This is a genomic window from Pseudomonas sp. HN11 (assembly GCF_021390155.1).
GTDB lineage: Bacteria > Pseudomonadota > Gammaproteobacteria > Pseudomonadales > Pseudomonadaceae > Aquipseudomonas.
In genome coordinates this window covers 1,091,237-1,109,579 of record NZ_CP089985.1, presented here as the reverse complement: position 1 = coordinate 1,109,579, position 18,343 = coordinate 1,091,237, and the positions used below count along the sequence as shown (strand labels likewise).

Sequence of the window (18,343 nt, the reverse complement as noted above, 5' to 3'; positions counted from 1 at the left end):
TGTGAGAACCCGTGTAAAAAACGCTGTTAATGCGAATTGATCGCAGTTTCAAGCATTACACGGATGAGCAGTGGTTTTACCTCATCCTTCTTTGAGAAATAATGTTGAACCACTCGCCGCCAGACACTCTTTCGCGCGCTTTTTGAGCTTCTTGATCAGCCGCTCCTGGCGCAGGGCCTCGCCTTTGCTCGCGCATTGCTCGGTGTACACCAGTGCCACCGCCGGGCTGGAAAGGAAAAACCGTGCGCCCTTGCCACGCTGGTGAGTGGCAAACCGGCGCACCGGATCATTGCTGATGCCGCAATACAGCGAACCATTGGCTGCGCGCACCAGGTAGACGAACCAGGGTTTGGGTTCAGAAAGATCAGTCACGGGAAGCGTCGGCAAAACCAGAAGAGCACCCAGCTTATCAGCGCCCGGCTTGAAATGCCTTCAAACCGCGCAACGCTTGGGCACGCACGGCGTTTTTCACCAACGGCGTCCAACCCAGCAGCAGGCCTTTGAGACCCAGCGCCTGCCGTGACCAACGCCATAGGTCAAAGCTGTCGTAATGCTCGCAGATCTTGCCATCGCGAAACACAAAGCGTGCCTGGATATCGTTGATCACGGTATTGCCGGTGGCGCTGAACAGGTAAGTCGCCACCCAATGCGCACTGCCGTTGCGATCATCACTGCGTACATTGTCGAAGGTGAGGGAAAAGTCTTTGGCGCGGGTGGTGAGCATGCGCCACATATCACCGGCATCGCGCCCCCGCAGTTCGCCGAAGGCCGAGTCGCTGAACACCACGTCATCGGTATAACAGGCGGCCATGGCTTCGGCGTCCAGGCGTTGGAATGCTTGGTAGAATCCGGTGATCAGGGCGGTGTGGGCATCACTCATAGGCGAGGTTCCATCGGAATCGGCAGGTGTGCAGCACAATAATCCGCCTGCACGGGGAAAGCCATGGTCATTCGCCTGCCGAATAAGTGATGCTCACGCGCAGCGGGTTACAGGTAGACCACATCCAGGGTGGCGTTACCGTCGATCGCGAACTCCTCGGTGAGGGGTAGCTCGCGCTTGTAGTTCAGCACGGTTGAAATCACGACATCGGATCTGAAACGTTGCATCGGCACCGGATTGAGCTCCGCGCCGGACGCCAGGCTGCGCATCCAGTCCGGCTGCCAAATCGTCCCGGCAGGCGCATCGAACCACGTGCTGCCATCAACGGACTCAATCACCGTACGCGGCGTATCGTCCGCCGTTGCATTGATCATGGTCAGGGCATACCAGCCGACTTTCTTGCCAGCGGCCAGACCCAGGCCAAACGTAGAGCTACCTCCTCCCCATTGCGAAGAAGTGCCCGCACGATTGTCCGTGCTCTTAATGGCGACAAGGGTCGACGCTTCGCAATCGATGGTCAGCTGTACGGTGACATCGGGCAGTTTTGTCTCCAGGCTCGGATGAAGGTCTTGGACCGCAATCTTGCCATGGTCCACGATTCCTCCGCCAGACAACGTAGGTGTACAGGCAGAGGGCGTTATAAGACCTTTTACAGTCAGATCAACACTGGACGCCGCAAACGTTGTAGAAACGCCAGACAGTGTCAGGGCAGCTGCCAGGACAGTCAGAGAATACTTCATTATAAAACTCACGCTGAGAGCAGGACCGAAACTAAAGCGGCGCGCGTACGGTGACGCGAAACGGCTGATTGCCGGCCAACTCGATTATAAGGACTAGAGTGCAATACTTCAGCCGGGGAATACCGAAGTATTAACTAATTATAAGACGCCCACCCACCCCATTAAATACAAGTATTACGAATCAGCAAATTAGTTCGCAATAAAAGTGTCATGTAAAGTTTAAATTCCATCTACCGTTCGGTGTTGAGGGCGCCTTGTCACAAATAAACAATATCCAACGTCGCATTGCCGTCCAGTTGAATTTCTTGGGTAATCGGCAATGTACTTTTGTCATTGATCGATGCCATGACGACGACTTCGGTCTGCAAAACCTGAACGGGTAACGGGAATGGTGACGAATCCGAACCGCCATTGAGCGTTCGCATCCAGTTTGCCTGCCACTGCATCCCGTCCGCCGGCATCCAGCCATTTGAATGTGCGGAGGATTCGATCATGGCACGGGCAATCCCATCGCCAGTGGCGTTCTCCGTCAACAGGTAGTACGAGCCGATTCGCTTGCCACCTGGCGCAAGACCCAAACCGAAAACCGACGCCAAGGAAGTTCCGGCACGGTTATCCAACACATTGACCGCCATGATCGTCACGGCCTCACAGTTCACCGTAAGTTGTAGCCTGGCCGGCGGCAATCGGGTGCTGCCTGTGGCCGCCAGATCCCCCGCCGATATTTTCCCGTAGTCCACCAGACCGCCCCCGGACAGGGTCGGCGTACAAGCGGCAGGGGTGATAACACCCCGCACGCTTAAATCGACGCTGGAGGCGGCCTGCCCGTTGGAAATGCCGACCAAAACCATCGCGGCCAGCGCGCTCAATAAGTGCTTCATCAGTAATACTCACTCTGGAATGGGAAAACGATAGGCAGCGCAAGGCGCTCAGTCACGAGCGTCTCGTTATTATCGGAAACAACGCATTATGCAGCCGACACTCAAGGTCACTGCATTCGATTAAACTAATGCTGTTATGACAATCACTAAATACAAATTATACGAATCATCGCGCCGACTACTCTCAACTCAATGAATAGCGTGTCGCACTTAGGGCACCATGCCGCTTTCCCGAGCATAGGCATATAAATCAACGTCAGTGGAAATACACAGACGCAACATTGCCGTGCTCTTCTGTTTACTGATGGTGGAAATACTGCGATTGACCTGAGCGGCAATTTGGCTGACGGTCATGCCGCTGGCCAACATACGTACCACTTCACGCTCCTTGCCGGACAATTGCGGCGTCTCTTCGCTACGGCTGTTTCCAGCCATATCCATTTGCGTGCGCAGGCATTCACTGACAAAGGTTCGCCCATTGACCACCGCCTTCAACGCCAATGGCAACTCCCGCGCCGATGCGCTCTTGGCCACAATCGCCTTGGCGCCATGGCTGAACGCGGACCGCAGCGTTGCCACGTTGGCAAACATGGTCACCAGGATGACCGGCAGTGTCGGGTACTGGCGCTGCAACAGTCCGAGCAAACCATAACCGTCGGCCTGCTGGTCACCGGGCATAGCGAAATCGGTAACGATCACGTCGCACGGCGTAGTCGCCACCAATGTCAGAAGTTGATCGGGACCATTGGCTTCCCCCACGACTTTGCATGTACCACTGGCTTCAATGACTACCTTTTGTCCAACACGAACAATGGGGTGATCGTCGGCAATAATTATCCGAAACATTGTATTTTCCATGATGGCAATTTGAGTATTTGCAAAATACATCGGCAGGCCTGCTACAACAACCGGTGTTCATGGCGCGGTTTGGCGCCCTGCGCCTTTATTTATGCAAGGAGGATTTATACCCACACGATAAAAAGATCAGACCTACAGAAATGTCTTACATTACAGAGGGGAAACTTCTTGCAGCTTCATGTAAGAAATTATAGTGAGGACAAGTACGACAAATACCGCTCAATCTCTTTCACAAGTTGATCGAGCAATGATTTGTTCGCGGCAATCCCGGTATGCTGGACGCGCGTGATGAGCTCTATAGCGCGCTGCTCCAATCCCGTATCTCCCAAAAACGCCACGCTACCGACCAACCGGTGCAAACGCTCACAGGTCGAGCGCACGTCCAGGCCGTTGCGCGCCTGTTCAAGTGCCATCAGGTCATCGTGGGCTTCCTGGATCAGGCTGAACAACAGCGGCTCGACCGCCTCCCAAAAACCAAACGTGGCGATAAGACTGGCGCGTGTGGGAAATCGGCTATGCATGCGTGTGACATTCGTAGGGGGTCGTGCCTGCCGCGTACCAGAGGCAGCCCCAGGCAACCAATACAGCAGCACGTCGCGCAACTGCTCCAGGGTGATGGGTTTAAGCATCCAGTCATCCATGCCACACGCCACGCAACGCTGTATTTGCGCAAGGTCCAGACCCGCCGTCAGGGCGATAACCGGTATCCGCGCGCTTCCCGCCTCGGTTTCGCGCCGACGCAGTTCGCGCGTCATGGCGTAGCCGTCCATCCTGGGCATGCGACAGTCACTGATCACCAGATGAAAAGGCTTGGCCGCCATGGCTTCAAGCGCCGCTTGCCCATCGTTGACGGACTCGTGCGCCAGCCCCAGCGTGCGCAGGAACGAACCTATCAACAAGCGATAGGCGCGATGGTCATCTGCCAGCAACACACGAACCTGCTGCCAGTGGAAGGGTACGGACGGCGCCGGGTGCGAGCGTCGTGGACTACAGCCTGCAGTGGAGTCCTGCATAGCTACCTCGTGCTGAATGATCAGCGCGTCAACCCAGCCGGGACAACGATTGCCGACCTGTCGGTCGACCTCACTCGATTTTTTCGCGCAAGGGCCTGCACTGCCAGCCAAATAACTGCATAGCGGTGATTGAAAGGCGCGAAAAGTATCCGAATGCGTTTTAAGGAGCGATACAACAACTACGACAAAGCAGGTTTTCCTACAAGCACAGAGCGACTTTCTGGGTCTTAACAGCGCGACGAACACTATCGTAATTGTTGCATTCACCCGCACAGGCGCTGTCGCTAAAGTCGCCGTCGCTCAGCCCAAGAAGGCGCGAAGAGGTCCTGCAACAACTGCCCGCCCCGTCAGCGCACTGCCAGAGCGTCCCCCGTATCCCTTGTTCTATGCCTAGGAGCCCCATTCAATGAAAGCGTCGATCGCCACCCTGGTGGCTTTTACACTGCTCGGTACCACGTCTTGCGTACTGGCCGCCAGCAGCGTGGACTTGAGCGTCACAGGCAGCATCACACCCAGTGCGTGCACACCCAGTCTGTCCCAGGGCGGAGCAGTGGACTACGGAAAAATCGCAGCAACAGACCTGAACGTCGACAACCCCACCGAGCTACCCACTGTCACCCTTCAGCTCAATGTGAACTGTGACGCCCCGACCCTGTTCGCCTTGCATACTCAAGACAACCGCCAGGGTTCGTCCAACTACGTTCATCCACGCAACTATGGCCTGGGCCTGATCAATGGCGACCAGAAACTGGGGAGCTATCAGATTGATGTGTTCAACCCGGTCGCCGACACGACGGTCTCGCCCCTGTTCTCCGCGGATAAAGGCGCGACGTGGATCAGCAACCCCACCGGTACCTACTTCGAACCGGGCGCCTGGGTTGCGTTCGGGGATCCGTCCAGCGGGGCCCCCTTTATGCCAAAGGCTCTGCTCAGCGTAACGGCCGACCTGCCGATCACCGCAAGTATCGCCCCCACCAGCGGCCTGACACTGATCGAAGAAGTGCCTCTGGATGGCAGCGCCACATTGGAAGTGCTGTACCTCTGACCCTCTGCGCTTCGACACTTTCACAAGGATTCGTGCACATGCAAAGAACCACCTCAGCCACCTTTGCCATCCTGATGGCGGCCTCCACAACGGGCGCCTTTGCCGCGAGCAATACGGATTTGAGCGTCACCGGGATTATCACGCCGGCCTCGTGCACGCCCGCGCTCTCCGACGGGGGCGTGATCGACCACGGCAAGTTGACGGCCAAGGACCTGCACCCGGAGTTCCCTACCAGCCTGCAAGCCGGGGAAATGCAACTGCAGGTGCAGTGTGAGGGCGCTACCTTTTTCACCTTGACCACCGTGGACAACCGCGCCGGCAGCTCGGCGATCAACCCTGCGCACCATGGCCTGGGCATGGTCAACGATGACCAGAAACTCGGCAGCGTGGCCTTCGGCGTGTTCGATCCGGTGGCCGACAGCGCGCCAGTCCAGACCATCCAGTCCCGGGACGGCGGCGCCAGCTGGCAGCCGTCTTCGTACCTGGGACACGCGGCCTTGACCTCGTTTGCCCCGCCCGCAGGCCCCAACACACCGATGGCCCTGCAAACCCTCAGCGCACGTCTGCGAGCCTTCACCGTGATCGTGCCCGCCAGCGATCTGACCTTGCTCGACGAAGTGCCCATTGATGGCCAGGCCACGCTGCAAATCAAGTACTGGTAACCCTTTTTCTTAATCTCTACTTGGAGCCTCATTATGAACACCGCACTCAAATCCATCGCCGTCGCCCTGCTGGTCGCCAGTAGTGCCCCTGCGTTTGCCGCCTCCAGCGTCGACCTGACGGTCAAGGGCCTGATCACCCCAAGCGCCTGCACACCGGCCCTGTCCAACGGCGGGACTGTGGACTACGGCAAGATCTCGGCCAAGGACCTGAACCTCGACCAGGTAACCTATCTTGCCGAACAGTCCCTGCAACTCACCGTCACGTGCGACGCGGCAACCCTGATTGCCCTTGACGCCGACGACAACCGGGCAGGATCGAACCACGGCAACGACATGATGGAGTTCGGCCTGGGCTTGATCAACGACAGCGAAAAACTCGGCGCCATGACCTTGCGATTGCTCTCACCAGTGGCCGATGGCGTGGCGGTCAAGGCCATTGGTTCCGAGGACGGCGGTGTCACCTGGTTCACTGAGCGCTACCTGATGCCCGAAAACCTGATCTCGGTCGCCGATACCAGTGCCGATGCACCGATTCCGGTTCAGGTGCTTACCTCGCAAATGCGTGTAGGCGCCAAGATCGCCCCAGCCAGTGGCTTGACCCTGACCAACGAAGCTGCCATCGACGGCTCGGTGACCGTCACCGTGCGTTACCTGTAACTCCTGAAGCGCGCGACGGTCCCCCTCCTGCCGTTGCGGCGCCCTGCCCTCTGAACCAGGCAACCGGTGAACCTCCTCCATGAAGTACGTCCCTTCACGCCTTCTTGCCCTGTTTTATCTGCTCGGTGTCGGCTCGTCGGTACTGGCCGCCTCCAGTACCGAACTGAACGTCACGGGGATGATCACGCCCAGTGCTTGTTCCCCCAGTTTGTCGGCCGATGGCATTGTCGACCACGGCATGGTGCCGGCGCGCAGTCTCAATCAATACGAGTACAGCGCCCTACCAACCCAGGTTCTGGACCTGTCAGTGAGTTGCAACGAGCCGGTGCTGTTCGTGCTGGTCGGCATAGACAACCGCGCAGACTCATCGCTGGGGCCGGGTTTCTACTACGGCCTTGGCACCAACATCCATGCCCCCACCGAACGACTGGGCACGGTGTCCCTGACGTTTCGCGAGGTGATGGGGGATGGCGAGCGCGTGCTGGTGCTGGCGTCCAGCAACCAGGGCCTGACCTGGTTTCCGGAAACCAACGCCTACCCGAACAATTACATGGGCTTTGCTCCCCCCGGCACGCTGGTGCCGGAGCCACACCGGCTGCTCACCGCCACATTGCAAGTCAACACGTCCATCAACGCCGCCGCCTATCTGACCCTCAAGCAGGAGGTGCCTCTGGACGGCTCCATCGTGCTTGACCTGAGGTATCTGTAGCCATGACTCCCCTGCCCTTTTTTACACGACTGTTCACGTACCTGCGTTATGCCGGCCTTTATCTCGGCGCACTCGCCCTGGCATCAGGCACGCCTGCGTTGGTACTCGCCGATGGCATGGTACCCGACACCTCGGTGGTGATCGTTAACGAGGCCGATGGCGAAGCCTCGGTGACGGTCACCAACACCGACGGAAAACTGGCCTTGCTGCACGTCACCCTGGAAGATATTCCCGAGGACAAGGCCTCGCTGCTGTTCGTCACGCCTCCTTTGGCACGGGTCGAGCCGGCCAAGAGCCAATTGATCCGTTTCATCTTGCAATCGTCCGAGCCTCTGACCACCCAGCGCTTGAAACGGGTGATCTTCGAAGGCATGCCCCAAGGGCGCTCCGCCGCCCAGGCCGGACATGCGCGGGTGGGCGTCACCGTGCGCCAGAACCTGCCTGTGATTCTGCACCCCAAAGGCTTGGCCCCCAACCGCACGCCCTGGACCGGACTGCAGTGGCGCTTGAGCAGCGACCAACTGAGCGTGAGCAATCCGACGCCCTACGTAGTCCGCCTGGCCCAGGAATTGAAGCTATTGCCGAGTGGCGGTTCGGCGTTGCTGCCTCGCACCTACGTACTGCCCGGTGAAACCCTGAAGGTGACCGCCAGCGGCGGCGGTGCAAGCCGTGTGCAGCTACAGCCGGCCACGGTGTACGGCTTTGCCGTGGCGCCCTACGAAGCACCGATCAGCCTATAAAAAAGAGCGGCCTGCCAAGGCTGCCAAAAGGCTCGACTGAACGACAGATTCAGCGGGCCGCCAACAGTTGAGTATGACCTTGTGAGCACAGCAATGACTGACCGCGACGGCGGCGCCGTGCCTGGCGTTTCACCACGCCCGACACCTTTTATTCTGGCGGGATTGGCCCTGGCGTTGGGCAGTGCGCTGCCCACGGGACAGGCGCTGGCCAACGGCGACCTGATCGCCGGTTCATTCGACCCCCAAACCCTGTCCCGGCGCGGTATCGATCCGGAACTGGCCAACCTGCTGCTGGAGGCGCCGCGTTTTGCCGCAGGCCGGCACGCCGTCAATCTGAGCGTCAATGGCCAGCGGCGTGGCCGGGTGGATGTGACGTTCGAGCAACAAGGTGGGCTGTGTTTCAACCGGGTACTGCTGGATGCCGCCAACCTGATCGTGCCCGATGACGACGGCAACCCTGCCTGCCATCGCTTCACCGAGCGTTTTCCACAGACCGTGATCGAGCAAGACACCGCCAGCCTGAGCCTGGCGCTGGTGGTACCGACCGACGCCCTGCGCCCCGCGCAACAGGATATTTCCGGCTACCAGACCGGTGGCTTCGCCGGCCTGCTCAATTATGACCTGACGGGGCTGTACAACGAGTTCGGCGACGACACCAGCCGCTTCGGCTCGGCCAACACCGAAGTGGGTTTCAACGCCGGGGATTGGATCGTGCGCAGCCGCCAGGTGAAGACCTGGCAGGACAGCCGATCGCGCACCACTCACCTGGACGCTTACGCCCAACGCACTTTCGCCGAGCAGCAGGCGGTGTTGCAGGCGGGTCAGATCAGCCTCTACAACCCGGTGCTGGCAGGTACGCAGATCACCGGCGCCCAGGTACTGACCGAAACGGCGCTGCAGGACCAGAACCAGGGGGCAACCATCACCGGTATCGCCAACAGCCCAGCGCAGGTAGAGGTACGCCAGAACGGCGCACTGATCCACTCGACCGTGGTACCCGCCGGCCCATTCGCCCTGACCGATGTGCGACGCTTGAACAGCCGCTCCGACGTGGAAGTCACGGTCAAGGAAACGACCGGCGAGGAGCGCCGCTTCATCGTGCCCGCCGGCATGCTCGGCCTGGGCTTGCCGGCGTCGGGCTATTCGGTGGCAGCCGGCCGTGTACGCCAGATCGGCGACAGCGGCGGCAAGGAACCCTGGGTGGTCAGTGCCGGCTGGAGCGGCACGGTGCACCCGCAAGTCAGCGTGGGCGGTGGCGTGCTAATGGCCGATGCGTATCGTGCCATTGGCGTGAATCTGGGTTGGCTTCCCTGGCAGGACAGCCAATTGCAGTTCACCACCCAGGCCGCCGAGGCCAGCCGTGAAGGGCGTGACCGCGGGGTGCAGAGCGACCTGTCCTGGTCTCAGCGCCTGAGCGACAGTTGGTCGGTGAGTACCGCCGCCTCCTGGCGCTCCCAGGGCTATCGCGACCTGGAAGACTCCACCTACGTCGGCAACAACCGTGACCAGCAGCGCTCACGTTACCGTGATCAGCAAAGCTTTACCGCGTCCTGGGCGCATCCGACCTTGGGAGCGTTCAGTGCAGGTGTCTCGCGGACCGCGTCGTACAACGCAGAGAGCAGCAGCCGTGCGCTGGCCTCCTGGGGTACCAGCTTTGGCCGGGTGTCCGTGTCGGCCAGCGCCGAATGGCAGGTGGGCGGTCGCCAGCAGAACGACAACAGTGTCTACCTGAACCTGAGTGTGCCGTTGGGCGAAAGCCGTAGGGGTCGTGCCTGGGCTCGCCGCACCGGCGGTGAGCATCGCCTTGGCGTGGGGGTGAGTGAACAACTCAACGACCAACTCAGTTATCGGGTGGGCGTGGAGCGCGACAGCCGTAACCGCGAGGTGGAATCGTCGGTAGGCGTATCGGCGTTGCCCTGGTACAGCCAGTTGGACTTCAACTACACCCGATCCGACGACGAACGCTCCAGCTACCAAGGCGGCGTCCGTGGCGGTGTGGTGGTGCATGGCGACGGCGTGACCTTTTCACCCTACCCGGTGCGAGACACCTTCGCCGTGATGTCGGTGGGCCAGATGGCCGGCGTCAAGGTCAGCACCCCCAGCGGTCCGGTCTGGACCGATTGGCAAGGCCAGGCCGTGGTGCCGCAGGTCAGCGCCTATGGCCGCAGCCCGGTGGAAGTGCAGACCCGCTCGCTACCGCGCAATGCCGATATCCATAACGGCCTGGCCGTCATCGCCGCCGGGCGAGGGGCGGTGGACAAGGTGCAATTTGGCGTGGCACTCACCCGCCGTGCGTTGCTCAATGTCACCACCGACAACGGCCAGCCGTTGCCACGGGGCGCCACCGTCAGTACCGCCGAGGGTGAATTCGTCACCTTGGTGCAGGAAGGCAGCCAGGTGTTCCTGCCCGATGTGCTTGACCCGCGTCCGCTCTGGGTCAAGGCGCCTGGACAACCCCGCTGCCGCCTGGAGTTCCAGCTACCGGAAGACGCCGACCCCGAGGTGTATTTCGAAACCGCACCCGCCCGGTGCCGCCCGTCATGAGGTCTTTCACCATGGGTTTCCAATACCTGCTGTATCCCTTGGGCGTTCTGCTGTGTGCCGGTGCCTGGGGCGCAGACGAATGCCAGCTCAACCTCAGCCAGACACAGCTGGACTTCGGCCTGATGAACCGCGCCACGGCCGTGATCCCGGCGGCGGAGCGATTGCTGGGAGAGCGGCGGATCAGCCTCACACTGAACTGCCCGCACCCCACCGACCTGAGCCTGTTCTATCGCGGGCCTGGCGCGGGGCCCGAGCGGTTCCGCTTTACCGAGCACGGCACGTACAGTTTACGGGTCAACGATGCGGTGCTGGACGGCCAGGCAGTGGAGCTCGGCCAGATTGCGGGCCAGGGCCAGGCGCCCTCCACCAGCGGCGCGCAACTGCTCTGGCGACCGGACCATGGCATCGTGCCGATGCGTGGTGGTGTCGTGGTGACAGGGCGCAACTTGTCATTGCAGATAGACGCCAGCGCCTGGGCCAGCGAAGCGGCCACACAGGTGCGCGACGCCGTAACCTGGGACACCGCCGGGTTATTCGACGCCTTAGCCGCCGGGCGCTCGCGGGAGCTACGTCTAGAAGCACGGTTTGCGCCTGCTGCCTGTACGCCCACCCTGTCCAATGGCGGCCATGTGGAACTGGGCAAGCTGTCGGTCAGCGACTTGAACCTGGACAAGGACACCGCCCTGACGCCAAGGCCGCTCTCCCTCAGTGTCACCTGCGATGGGCCGACCGCATTCGCCGTGCGCATGCAGGACAACCGCCAGGGCTCGGCCACCGGTGTCGCCGATGAAAGTACCTACGGGCTGGGCCTGGATGCCCGCCAGCAGAAAATTGGTCGCTACCGGCTGCTGTTCGATCCGACCCGGATCACGGCCGACAGCTTCGGCCAGGTTTTTTCCACAGACTCCACGACCGGCGGCCTGCCCTGGAGTAATGCCAGCGCGCGCATCGCGGCAGTCGGTGCCAACCGCTACCTGGGCTTCAGCGCCACCTCCGGCAGTAGCAGCGGTCCCAACGCGATTCAGAGCCTCAACGCCACGCTGAGCCTGGAGGCCGTCGTCGCGCCCCTGAACTCGCTGGACCTGGGCAATGAAGTGCGGCTGGACGGCTCAGGCACCCTCGAAATCATCTACTTATAGGTCCCCTCATGAAACCCTTGCTGCTCTCTCTCGCGGTCTTTACCTGGATCAACGTTGCCCAGGCAGCCTCCGGCATTGACCTTACCGTCACCGGGCTGATCACTCCCAGTGCGTGCGAACCCAGCCTGTCCAGCGGTGGCGTATACGACTTGGGCAAAATTGCGGCCAGAGACTTGAACGTCGATCAGCCCACCCAGTTGCCGACGCACACCCTGCAATTGTCGATCACCTGCGATGCGCCGACATTATTGGCCTTGGAGCCCAGGGATAACCGCCTCGGTTCCGGCGGTGAGGTGGGATCGGTACGTTTCGGCCTGGGGCTGATCAACGAAAGCATACCGTTGGGCTACATGCGGCTGAACCTCAACTCGATCGTGGCCGACGGCGTCAGTATGTACCCCATAGGCTCCAGCGGTCCTTCAACCTGGGCGCCCACGAGCGTGCTGTCCCATTATTTTCTCTCCGCATTTTCACTGACCCCAAATCCGACAGTCCCGGCACCGGTGCAGCAAGTGACAGCAGGCGTGCTGATCACACCCACTATCGCCCCAAGTGAAACGCTGCCTTTGACTGAAGCAGTCCCTATCGACGGTTCCGTGACCCTATCCATGCACTACCTGTAGGAACTTGATCATGAAAACGTTATTGATGCCTTTGGCGACCTGTGCGTGGCTGGCCTACATCGGAGCCGCCCAAGCCGCCTCCACCGTCGAACTGACCGTCGGCGGTTTGATCACCCCCATGGCCTGCACACCGGTGCTGTCCGGTGGCGGCTTGATCGACTTTGGCAAGATCTCCCAACAAGATCTAAACCAGGCCACGGGCACCCGGCTACCGCTCAAATCGTTAAGCCTGACTGTTAACTGCAATGCCCCCGGTCGCTACGCACTGCGCATGCGCGATAACCGCGACGGCACCGCCCACGTCAACAGCGAGATCTACTATGGCCTGGGCCTCGATAGCGCCGGCAATAAGATTGGGGTGTACTCGGTGAAGTTCGACCCCAAGCAAACCGTGGCCGACGACCTACCCGTGACCTATGGCACCGAGTCCACCACCGGCGGTCTGGCCTGGCGCACCTCCAATCTTAATCCCATCGACATCGGTTCACGCAGCCTGCTGGGCTTTACCGATGTGGCCGGCAGCACCGCAGGGCCTTCGGCGATCCAAAACCTGGCGAGCACCCTGACCCTGGAGGCGGTGATCAACGCCAAGCAGAACCTGGACCTGAGCGTGGAGACAGCGATGGATGGGTCGGCCACGCTGGAAGTGGTGTACCTGTAGCCCTCAGACTTTTTCGCTGCTGACGTTGACGTACAACGCACGACCGGCGCCGTACCCGGTGATGATCGCACCCAGGCCGATCACGCCGAATACCCAACCGGTGGCCCCCCAGCCGCCGGTCCAGTCATGCAGTACGCCCACCGCCAGTGGTCCCATCGAGGCCAGGGTGTAGCCGATGCCCTGGGCCATGCTCGACAGGTTGGCCGCAACATGAGAATTCCGCGAGCGCAGCACGATCAATGTCAGCGCCAGGCTGAAGGTGCCGCCCTGGCCCAGGCCAAGCAAAATCGCCCAGCCCCACAACCCATCAAGCGGTGCAAACAGGCAGCCAAACAGCCCGCCGAGGGTCAGCAGCATCACGACTACGATGGCCAGACGCTGGTCCTTGCCACGGGTCGCCAACCACGGTGCGGTAAGGGCGCTGAACAGTTGCACAATGATCGAACCAGACAGCGCCAGGCCCGCTTCGGTGGCACTCAAACCACGGCTGATCAGTATTGAAGGCACCCAACCAAATACGATATAGGCCAGGGACGATTGCAACCCCATGTACAGGGTGACTTGCCAGGCCAGCGGGTCACGCAGCAGACCCTTTACCCGATAGGCGACTTGATGGGCGCCATGTTTCTGCCCGACTTGTGGCAACCAGAACAGCGCCGCCAGCAGCGCTGGCACAATCCAGAAGCCCAGGCCGAGGGACCAACTGTCATTGAAATAATGACTCAACGGCACCGTGGCTCCCGCCGCCAGCGCCGCGCCCAGGCACAGCGCCATGGTGTAGACGCCGGTCATGGTGCCAGCTTGCTTGGCGAAGTCGCGCTTGACGATGCCGGGTAGCAACACCCCGATGATGCCGATACTGGCACCGGCAATCAGGCTGCCGACGAACAGCCCGGTTTCGCCAAACGAACTGCGCAGGCTGATGCCGCCGGCCAGCGTCAGCAGAATCCCCAACACAACGCGCTCGGCACCAAAGCGCCTGGCCAGGATCGGCGCCAGCGGCGCGAACAAACCCAGGCACAACACAGGCAAGGTGGTCAGCAAGCCGGCCTTGGCTGCCGATAATCCCAGGCTGCGCGAGACGTCACTGAGCAGCGGCGACAGGCTCGACAACGCCGGGCGCAGGTTCATCGCCACCAGTACCAAGCCCAGCAGCAACAGCCATGGGCGACTCACCACCGGGTGGCTGTGCTGGACCACGTCGTCGTCGGCTTCAGCGTCGATCAACAGCTCTTCGAGTTTGTTTTCAGGGTTCATTGATCAACTGCCGGCAGAGGGATTTGGCGCGTTCCGGGTCCTGATGTTCAACGGCATCCAGCAAGGCTGTATGCAGGTCAAACACCGCCTGGCGCCGGGGCGAAATATTGAGGGTCTGGCGCAACTGAGCGCCGACGATGGCGGAGAAATATTGGTACAGCTCACTCAATGCTGGGTTGTGAGCCGCGTCTACCAGGCGTTTGTGGAAGATCAGGTCCGCGCTGATGTAGGCCTCAAGGTCACCGTGGTACAGCGCGGCGCTGACGTCGAGGGCTTCGTGCAGTTTTGTGAGGTCATCGTCGGTGCGGCGCATTGCTGCCAGGCTGATCGCCTCCACTTCCAGGATCTGCCGCGTCTCCTGCGCCTGTTCCAAGGTGCAATGGGACAGGGCGCGCATCGTGCCCAACGGGTCGGTCATCGAACGCAGATAGCTGCCGTCGCCCTGACGGATCTCTATCAACCCGGAGAACGCCAGCACACGCATGGCTTCACGCACGGTATTGCGGCTGATGCCCAGCTCAGCGCAGAGCTCGGGCTCCGTCGGCAGGCGCTCTCCGATGGCCCACACACCCTGGCTGATGCGCAGGCGCAGTTGCTCCAGAGCCTGGTCCACCAGGGAGCGTTTGATAAGGGGGGCGATATCTGTCATAGGGTTTGCACTTTCGTCCAATCATAGGATGAATTTTCCTACAGCCTATTCGGAGCTGTCTACAAAGGCAACGCACTAGGGTTATTGGGCGGGTAAAGGAGCAACACAAGCCTCCTGACAAAAACCAAGTGGCAAAAATAAACCCGGCACCAGGCCGGGTTTATTTGTTCAACCATCGATCAATGCAAAATCTGGCTCAAGAACAACTTGGTCCGGTCATTCTGCGGGTTGTCGAAGAAGTCATTCGGCGCCGCCTGTTCCACGATCTCGCCCTTGTCCATGAAGATCACGCGGTTGGCCACGGTGCGCGCAAAGCCCATTTCGTGGGTCACGCACAACATGGTCATGCCGTCTTCGGCCAGACCGATCATGGTGTCCAGTACCTCTTTCACCATTTCCGGATCGAGTGCCGACGTCGGCTCGTCGAACAGCATGATTTTCGGCTTCATGCACAGCGCGCGGGCAATCGCCACACGCTGTTGCTGGCCACCGGACAGTTGCCCCGGAAACTTGTGAGCCTGCTCCGGGATACGCACACGCTCGAGATAATGCATGGCGATTTCTTCGGCCTTGCGCTTGGGCATCTTGCGCACCCACATCGGCGCCAGCGTGCAGTTCTGCAGGATGGTCAGGTGCGGGAACAGGTTGAAGTGCTGGAACACCATGCCGACTTCACGGCGGATCGCTTCGATCTGCTTGAGGTCGTTGGTCAGTTCCACGCCATCCACCACAATGCGGCCCTGCTGGTGTTCTTCCAGGCGGTTGAGGCAGCGGATGGTGGTGGACTTGCCCGAACCCGACGGGCCGCACAGCACGATACGCTCACCCTGCTTGACGTTGAGGTTGATGTCTTTCAACACGTGGAACTGGCCGTACCACTTGTTGACGCCCTGCATCTGGATAATGCCTTCAGGGCTCACAGGCTGTTTGATCGCTTCGCTCATAACAACAACTCCTAACGCTTGTGGCCAGTGTCGAGCTTGTGTTCCAAATGAATGGAATAGCGCGACATACCAAAACAGAAAATCCAGAACACCAGGGCCGCGAACACGTAGCCTTCGGTGGCCATGCCCAACCATTTAGGGTCGGCGGCGGCTTGCTTGACGCTGTTGAGCAGGTCGAACAGGCCGATGATGATCACAAGGCTGGTGTCCTTGAACAACGCGATAAAGGTGTTAACGATGCCGGGGATAACCATCTTCAGGGCTTGCGGCAGAATCACCAGGCCCATGCTGCGCCAGTAACCCAACCCCATCGCGGCGGCGGCTTCGTATTGACCTTTGGGAATCGCCTGCAAGCCACCGCGCACCACTTCAGCCACGTAGGCCGACTGGAACAGGATCACGCCGATCAGCGCCCGCAGCAGTTTGTCGATGCCCATGCCTTCCGGCAGGAACAACGGCAGCATCACCGAGGACATGAAGAGCACGGTGATCAACGGCACGCCGCGCCAGAATTCGATGAAGGTCACGCAGACCACCCGAATCGCCGGCATGTTTGAGCGCCGCCCCAACGCGAGCATGATGCCTAGCGGCAAGGCACCAGCGATGCCGACAGTGGCAATTACCAGGGTCAGCATCAGGCCGCCCCATTGGCTGGTCGCCACGTTGGTCAGGCCAAAAGCCCCACCGTGCAGCAGGAAGAATGCGATGATCGGGTACAGTACCAGAAAGCTCAGGCCGTAGACCGCCTTGCGCTGGAAGCGCGAGATAAACAACGGCGCCACACCGACGATGGCCAGCCACACGGTCAGGTCCACGCGCCAGCGCAGGTCGCCGGGGTAGTAGCCATACATGAACTGCCCGAAGCGTTGTTGGATAAACACCCAGCAAGCGCCCTCTTTGGTGCAATCGGCGCGGGTGGTGCCGACCCAGTTGGCGTCGATGATCGCCCAGCTCAGAATCGGCGGCACCACCAGGTAGATCAGGTAGAACGCCAACAGCGTCAGCAGGGTATTGAGCCAGCTGGAAAACAGATTGGCGCGCATCCATGCCATCGGCCCGAACACTTTGTTCGGCGGCGGCATATCCGGTTTGAAAGTATGTGAACTCATGGGCGTTTCCTCACCGCTCGATCAGCGCAATGCGCTTGTTGTACCAGTTCATCAGCAGGGAAATACTGATGCTGATCGCCAGGTACACGCTCATGGTGATGGCAATGACTTCGATGGCCTGGCCGGTCTGGTTGAGCACCGTGCCGGCAAATAGCGAAACCATTTCCGGGTAACCGATACCGGCGGCCAGCGACGAGTTTTTCGCCAGGTTCAGGTATTGGCTGGTCAGCGGCGGGATGATCACTCGCAGGGCCTGCGGAATGATGACCTTGCGCAGCGTCGGCCCAGGGCGCAGGCCCAGGGAGCGCGCGGCTTCGGTCTGGCCATGGCTGACGGACTTGATCCCCGAACGCACGATCTCGGCGATAAACGCTGCCGTATACACGGTAAGCGCCAGGGTCAGTGCCAGCAGTTCAGGGATGAGTACCCAGCCACCGACAAAGTTGAAGCCTTGCAGCTTGGGCATTTCCCAGTGCAGCGGCGCGCCAAAAATCAAGGCGCACAACGCCGGGATCACGATGAACAGCGCCAGGCCCGCCCAGAATTTATGGAACGGGACGCCGGTCGCTTCAAAACGCTTGTTGGCCCAACGCGCCATCAGCACGATCGCGACAATGGCCACCACAACGCTGACCACAAACGGCCAGAACCCGTCAGCGGCAATCGCTGCCGGCATGTTCAGGCCACGGCTGCTGACGAAAAAGGTATCGCCGAAGTTATGGCTGTTACGCGGCCCCGGCATGGTCAGGAACACCGCGAAGTACCAGAACAGGATTTGCAGCAGTGGCGGGATGTTGCGGAACACTTCCACATACACGGTGGCCAGCTTGTTGATCATCCAGTTCGGCGACAACCGCGCCACGCCAATGACAAACCCGAGCAGGGTCGCCAGGATCACGCCGATAAAGGTCACCAGTAAGGTATTGAGCAAACCGATTACGAAGACCCGGGCATAGCTGTCCGATTCGGTGTAATCGATCAAATGCTGCGCGATGCCGAAGCCGGCACTGCGTTCAAGAAAGTCGAAACCCGAGGTAATGCCCCGGTGCTGAAGGTTGGTCTGGGTATTGTTGAAGAGGTACCAGCCCAGCGAGACCACCGCCACAATCGTGATGATCTGGAAGAGCCACGCACGCACTTTGGGGTCGCTGAAGCTGAGCTTCTGCTTTGGTGCGCCGATTTGATTTTGCATGAAGTGCCCCGCAAATAATGGAACAGAACATCACCCGGCG

20 protein-coding genes are annotated in these 18,343 nt (G+C 60.3%); 9 read left to right on the top strand and 11 right to left on the bottom strand.

The window, feature by feature from the left end:
• Positions 1 to 81: 81 nt before the first annotated feature.
• The 6 genes from LVW35_RS05040 to LVW35_RS05015 all read right to left on the bottom strand — a co-directional run bounded on the left by LVW35_RS05040 (position 82) and on the right by LVW35_RS05015 (position 4,372).
• Positions 82 to 372, bottom strand: a complete 291-nt coding sequence (locus LVW35_RS05040; RefSeq protein ID WP_233894029.1) for a GIY-YIG nuclease family protein — start codon at positions 370 to 372, stop codon at positions 82 to 84.
• 37 nt (positions 373 to 409) lie between these two features.
• Positions 410 to 880 (bottom strand): nuclear transport factor 2 family protein, encoded by a 471-nt coding sequence (locus LVW35_RS05035; RefSeq protein ID WP_233894028.1) that lies wholly within the window; start codon positions 878 to 880, stop codon positions 410 to 412.
• A 107-nt stretch (positions 881 to 987) separates the two neighbouring features.
• Positions 988 to 1,620 (bottom strand): DUF1120 domain-containing protein, encoded by a 633-nt coding sequence (locus LVW35_RS05030; protein ID WP_233894027.1) that lies wholly within the window; start codon positions 1,618 to 1,620, stop codon positions 988 to 990.
• A gap of 257 nt (positions 1,621 to 1,877) precedes the next feature.
• Positions 1,878 to 2,501, bottom strand: coding sequence for a DUF1120 domain-containing protein (locus LVW35_RS05025; protein WP_233894026.1), 624 nt, complete (start codon positions 2,499 to 2,501; stop codon positions 1,878 to 1,880).
• 210 nt (positions 2,502 to 2,711) lie between these two features.
• Positions 2,712 to 3,347 carry a response regulator transcription factor gene (locus LVW35_RS05020; protein WP_233894024.1) on the bottom strand — a complete coding sequence of 212 codons (636 nt, stop codon included), beginning with the start codon at positions 3,345 to 3,347 and terminating at the stop codon, positions 2,712 to 2,714.
• Positions 3,348 to 3,547: 200 nt separating this feature from the next.
• On the bottom strand, positions 3,548 to 4,372 hold the full coding sequence (locus LVW35_RS05015) for a response regulator (protein WP_233894022.1): 825 nt from the start codon (positions 4,370 to 4,372) through the stop codon (positions 3,548 to 3,550).
• A 406-nt stretch (positions 4,373 to 4,778) separates the two neighbouring features.
• On the opposite strand from LVW35_RS05015, the gene LVW35_RS05010 reads away from it, so the two are divergent.
• The 9 genes from LVW35_RS05010 (at position 4,779) to LVW35_RS04970 (ending at position 13,152) form a co-directional block, all read left to right on the top strand.
• Positions 4,779 to 5,417 carry a DUF1120 domain-containing protein gene (locus LVW35_RS05010; RefSeq protein ID WP_233894021.1) on the top strand — a complete coding sequence of 213 codons (639 nt, stop codon included), beginning with the start codon at positions 4,779 to 4,781 and terminating at the stop codon, positions 5,415 to 5,417.
• Between the two features lie 38 nt (positions 5,418 to 5,455).
• Positions 5,456 to 6,079 (top strand): DUF1120 domain-containing protein, encoded by a 624-nt coding sequence (locus LVW35_RS05005; RefSeq protein WP_233894020.1) that lies wholly within the window; start codon positions 5,456 to 5,458, stop codon positions 6,077 to 6,079.
• A gap of 33 nt (positions 6,080 to 6,112) precedes the next feature.
• Positions 6,113 to 6,736, top strand: a complete 624-nt coding sequence (locus tag LVW35_RS05000; RefSeq protein WP_233894019.1) for a DUF1120 domain-containing protein — start codon at positions 6,113 to 6,115, stop codon at positions 6,734 to 6,736.
• 79 nt (positions 6,737 to 6,815) lie between these two features.
• Positions 6,816 to 7,445: a DUF1120 domain-containing protein gene (locus LVW35_RS04995; RefSeq protein ID WP_233894018.1), complete on the top strand. Its 630-nt coding sequence runs from the start codon at positions 6,816 to 6,818 to the stop codon at positions 7,443 to 7,445.
• 2 nt (positions 7,446 to 7,447) lie between these two features.
• Positions 7,448 to 8,185 carry a fimbria/pilus chaperone family protein gene (locus LVW35_RS04990; RefSeq protein ID WP_233894017.1) on the top strand — a complete coding sequence of 246 codons (738 nt, stop codon included), beginning with the start codon at positions 7,448 to 7,450 and terminating at the stop codon, positions 8,183 to 8,185.
• A 93-nt stretch (positions 8,186 to 8,278) separates the two neighbouring features.
• The gene (locus LVW35_RS04985; RefSeq protein WP_233894016.1) at positions 8,279 to 10,729 is read left to right on the top strand and encodes a fimbria/pilus outer membrane usher protein; all 2,451 of its coding nucleotides are present in this window, start codon (positions 8,279 to 8,281) and stop codon (positions 10,727 to 10,729) included.
• An 11-nt stretch (positions 10,730 to 10,740) separates the two neighbouring features.
• A complete protein-coding gene (locus tag LVW35_RS04980) occupies positions 10,741 to 11,868 on the top strand; it encodes a DUF1120 domain-containing protein (protein WP_442799665.1) in 1,128 nt (375 codons plus the stop codon).
• 8 nt (positions 11,869 to 11,876) lie between these two features.
• Positions 11,877 to 12,491: a DUF1120 domain-containing protein gene (locus LVW35_RS04975; protein ID WP_233894014.1), complete on the top strand. Its 615-nt coding sequence runs from the start codon at positions 11,877 to 11,879 to the stop codon at positions 12,489 to 12,491.
• A gap of 10 nt (positions 12,492 to 12,501) precedes the next feature.
• Positions 12,502 to 13,152 (top strand): DUF1120 domain-containing protein, encoded by a 651-nt coding sequence (locus LVW35_RS04970; protein ID WP_233894012.1) that lies wholly within the window; start codon positions 12,502 to 12,504, stop codon positions 13,150 to 13,152.
• Between the two features lie 3 nt (positions 13,153 to 13,155).
• On the opposite strand, the gene LVW35_RS04965 is transcribed toward LVW35_RS04970, so the two are convergent.
• The 5 genes from LVW35_RS04965 to LVW35_RS04945 all read right to left on the bottom strand — a co-directional run bounded on the left by LVW35_RS04965 (position 13,156) and on the right by LVW35_RS04945 (position 18,303).
• Positions 13,156 to 14,409 (bottom strand): CynX/NimT family MFS transporter, encoded by a 1,254-nt coding sequence (locus tag LVW35_RS04965; RefSeq protein ID WP_233894011.1) that lies wholly within the window; start codon positions 14,407 to 14,409, stop codon positions 13,156 to 13,158.
• Positions 14,399 to 15,058 (bottom strand): FadR/GntR family transcriptional regulator, encoded by a 660-nt coding sequence (locus tag LVW35_RS04960; RefSeq protein WP_233894010.1) that lies wholly within the window; start codon positions 15,056 to 15,058, stop codon positions 14,399 to 14,401. The genes LVW35_RS04965 and LVW35_RS04960 overlap by 11 nt, the downstream gene beginning before the upstream one ends.
• A gap of 179 nt (positions 15,059 to 15,237) precedes the next feature.
• Positions 15,238 to 16,002, bottom strand: a complete 765-nt coding sequence (locus LVW35_RS04955; RefSeq protein ID WP_003171943.1) for an amino acid ABC transporter ATP-binding protein — start codon at positions 16,000 to 16,002, stop codon at positions 15,238 to 15,240.
• 11 nt (positions 16,003 to 16,013) lie between these two features.
• Positions 16,014 to 17,111 (bottom strand): amino acid ABC transporter permease, encoded by a 1,098-nt coding sequence (locus LVW35_RS04950; RefSeq protein ID WP_016978216.1) that lies wholly within the window; start codon positions 17,109 to 17,111, stop codon positions 16,014 to 16,016.
• 10 nt (positions 17,112 to 17,121) lie between these two features.
• The gene (locus tag LVW35_RS04945) at positions 17,122 to 18,303 is read right to left on the bottom strand and encodes an amino acid ABC transporter permease (RefSeq protein WP_233894009.1); all 1,182 of its coding nucleotides are present in this window, start codon (positions 18,301 to 18,303) and stop codon (positions 17,122 to 17,124) included.
• Positions 18,304 to 18,343: the final 40 nt, after the last annotated feature.

Excerpts from the sequence above, each read along its gene's own strand:
- LVW35_RS05035 (WP_233894028.1), bottom strand. The coding sequence starts at position 880 with ATGAGTGATGCCCACACCGCCCTGATCACCGGATTCTACCAAGCATTC.
- LVW35_RS05030 (WP_233894027.1), bottom strand. The coding sequence starts at position 1,620 with ATGAAGTATTCTCTGACTGTCCTGGCAGCTGCCCTGACACTGTCTGGC.
- LVW35_RS05025 (WP_233894026.1), bottom strand. The coding sequence starts at position 2,501 with ATGAAGCACTTATTGAGCGCGCTGGCCGCGATGGTTTTGGTCGGCATT.
- LVW35_RS05020 (WP_233894024.1), bottom strand. The coding sequence starts at position 3,347 with ATGTTTCGGATAATTATTGCCGACGATCACCCCATTGTTCGTGTTGGA.
- LVW35_RS05015 (WP_233894022.1), bottom strand. The coding sequence starts at position 4,372 with ATGCAGGACTCCACTGCAGGCTGTAGTCCACGACGCTCGCACCCGGCG.
- LVW35_RS05010 (WP_233894021.1), top strand. The coding sequence starts at position 4,779 with ATGAAAGCGTCGATCGCCACCCTGGTGGCTTTTACACTGCTCGGTACC.
- LVW35_RS05005 (WP_233894020.1), top strand. The coding sequence starts at position 5,456 with ATGCAAAGAACCACCTCAGCCACCTTTGCCATCCTGATGGCGGCCTCC.
- LVW35_RS05000 (WP_233894019.1), top strand. The coding sequence starts at position 6,113 with ATGAACACCGCACTCAAATCCATCGCCGTCGCCCTGCTGGTCGCCAGT.
- LVW35_RS04995 (WP_233894018.1), top strand. The coding sequence starts at position 6,816 with ATGAAGTACGTCCCTTCACGCCTTCTTGCCCTGTTTTATCTGCTCGGT.
- LVW35_RS04990 (WP_233894017.1), top strand. The coding sequence starts at position 7,448 with ATGACTCCCCTGCCCTTTTTTACACGACTGTTCACGTACCTGCGTTAT.
- LVW35_RS04985 (WP_233894016.1), top strand. The coding sequence starts at position 8,279 with ATGACTGACCGCGACGGCGGCGCCGTGCCTGGCGTTTCACCACGCCCG.
- LVW35_RS04980 (WP_442799665.1), top strand. The coding sequence starts at position 10,741 with ATGGGTTTCCAATACCTGCTGTATCCCTTGGGCGTTCTGCTGTGTGCC.
- LVW35_RS04975 (WP_233894014.1), top strand. The coding sequence starts at position 11,877 with ATGAAACCCTTGCTGCTCTCTCTCGCGGTCTTTACCTGGATCAACGTT.
- LVW35_RS04970 (WP_233894012.1), top strand. The coding sequence starts at position 12,502 with ATGAAAACGTTATTGATGCCTTTGGCGACCTGTGCGTGGCTGGCCTAC.
- LVW35_RS04965 (WP_233894011.1), bottom strand. The coding sequence starts at position 14,409 with ATGAACCCTGAAAACAAACTCGAAGAGCTGTTGATCGACGCTGAAGCC.
- LVW35_RS04960 (WP_233894010.1), bottom strand. The coding sequence starts at position 15,058 with ATGACAGATATCGCCCCCCTTATCAAACGCTCCCTGGTGGACCAGGCT.
- LVW35_RS04955 (WP_003171943.1), bottom strand. The coding sequence starts at position 16,002 with ATGAGCGAAGCGATCAAACAGCCTGTGAGCCCTGAAGGCATTATCCAG.
- LVW35_RS04950 (WP_016978216.1), bottom strand. The coding sequence starts at position 17,111 with ATGAGTTCACATACTTTCAAACCGGATATGCCGCCGCCGAACAAAGTG.
- LVW35_RS04945 (WP_233894009.1), bottom strand. The coding sequence starts at position 18,303 with ATGCAAAATCAAATCGGCGCACCAAAGCAGAAGCTCAGCTTCAGCGAC.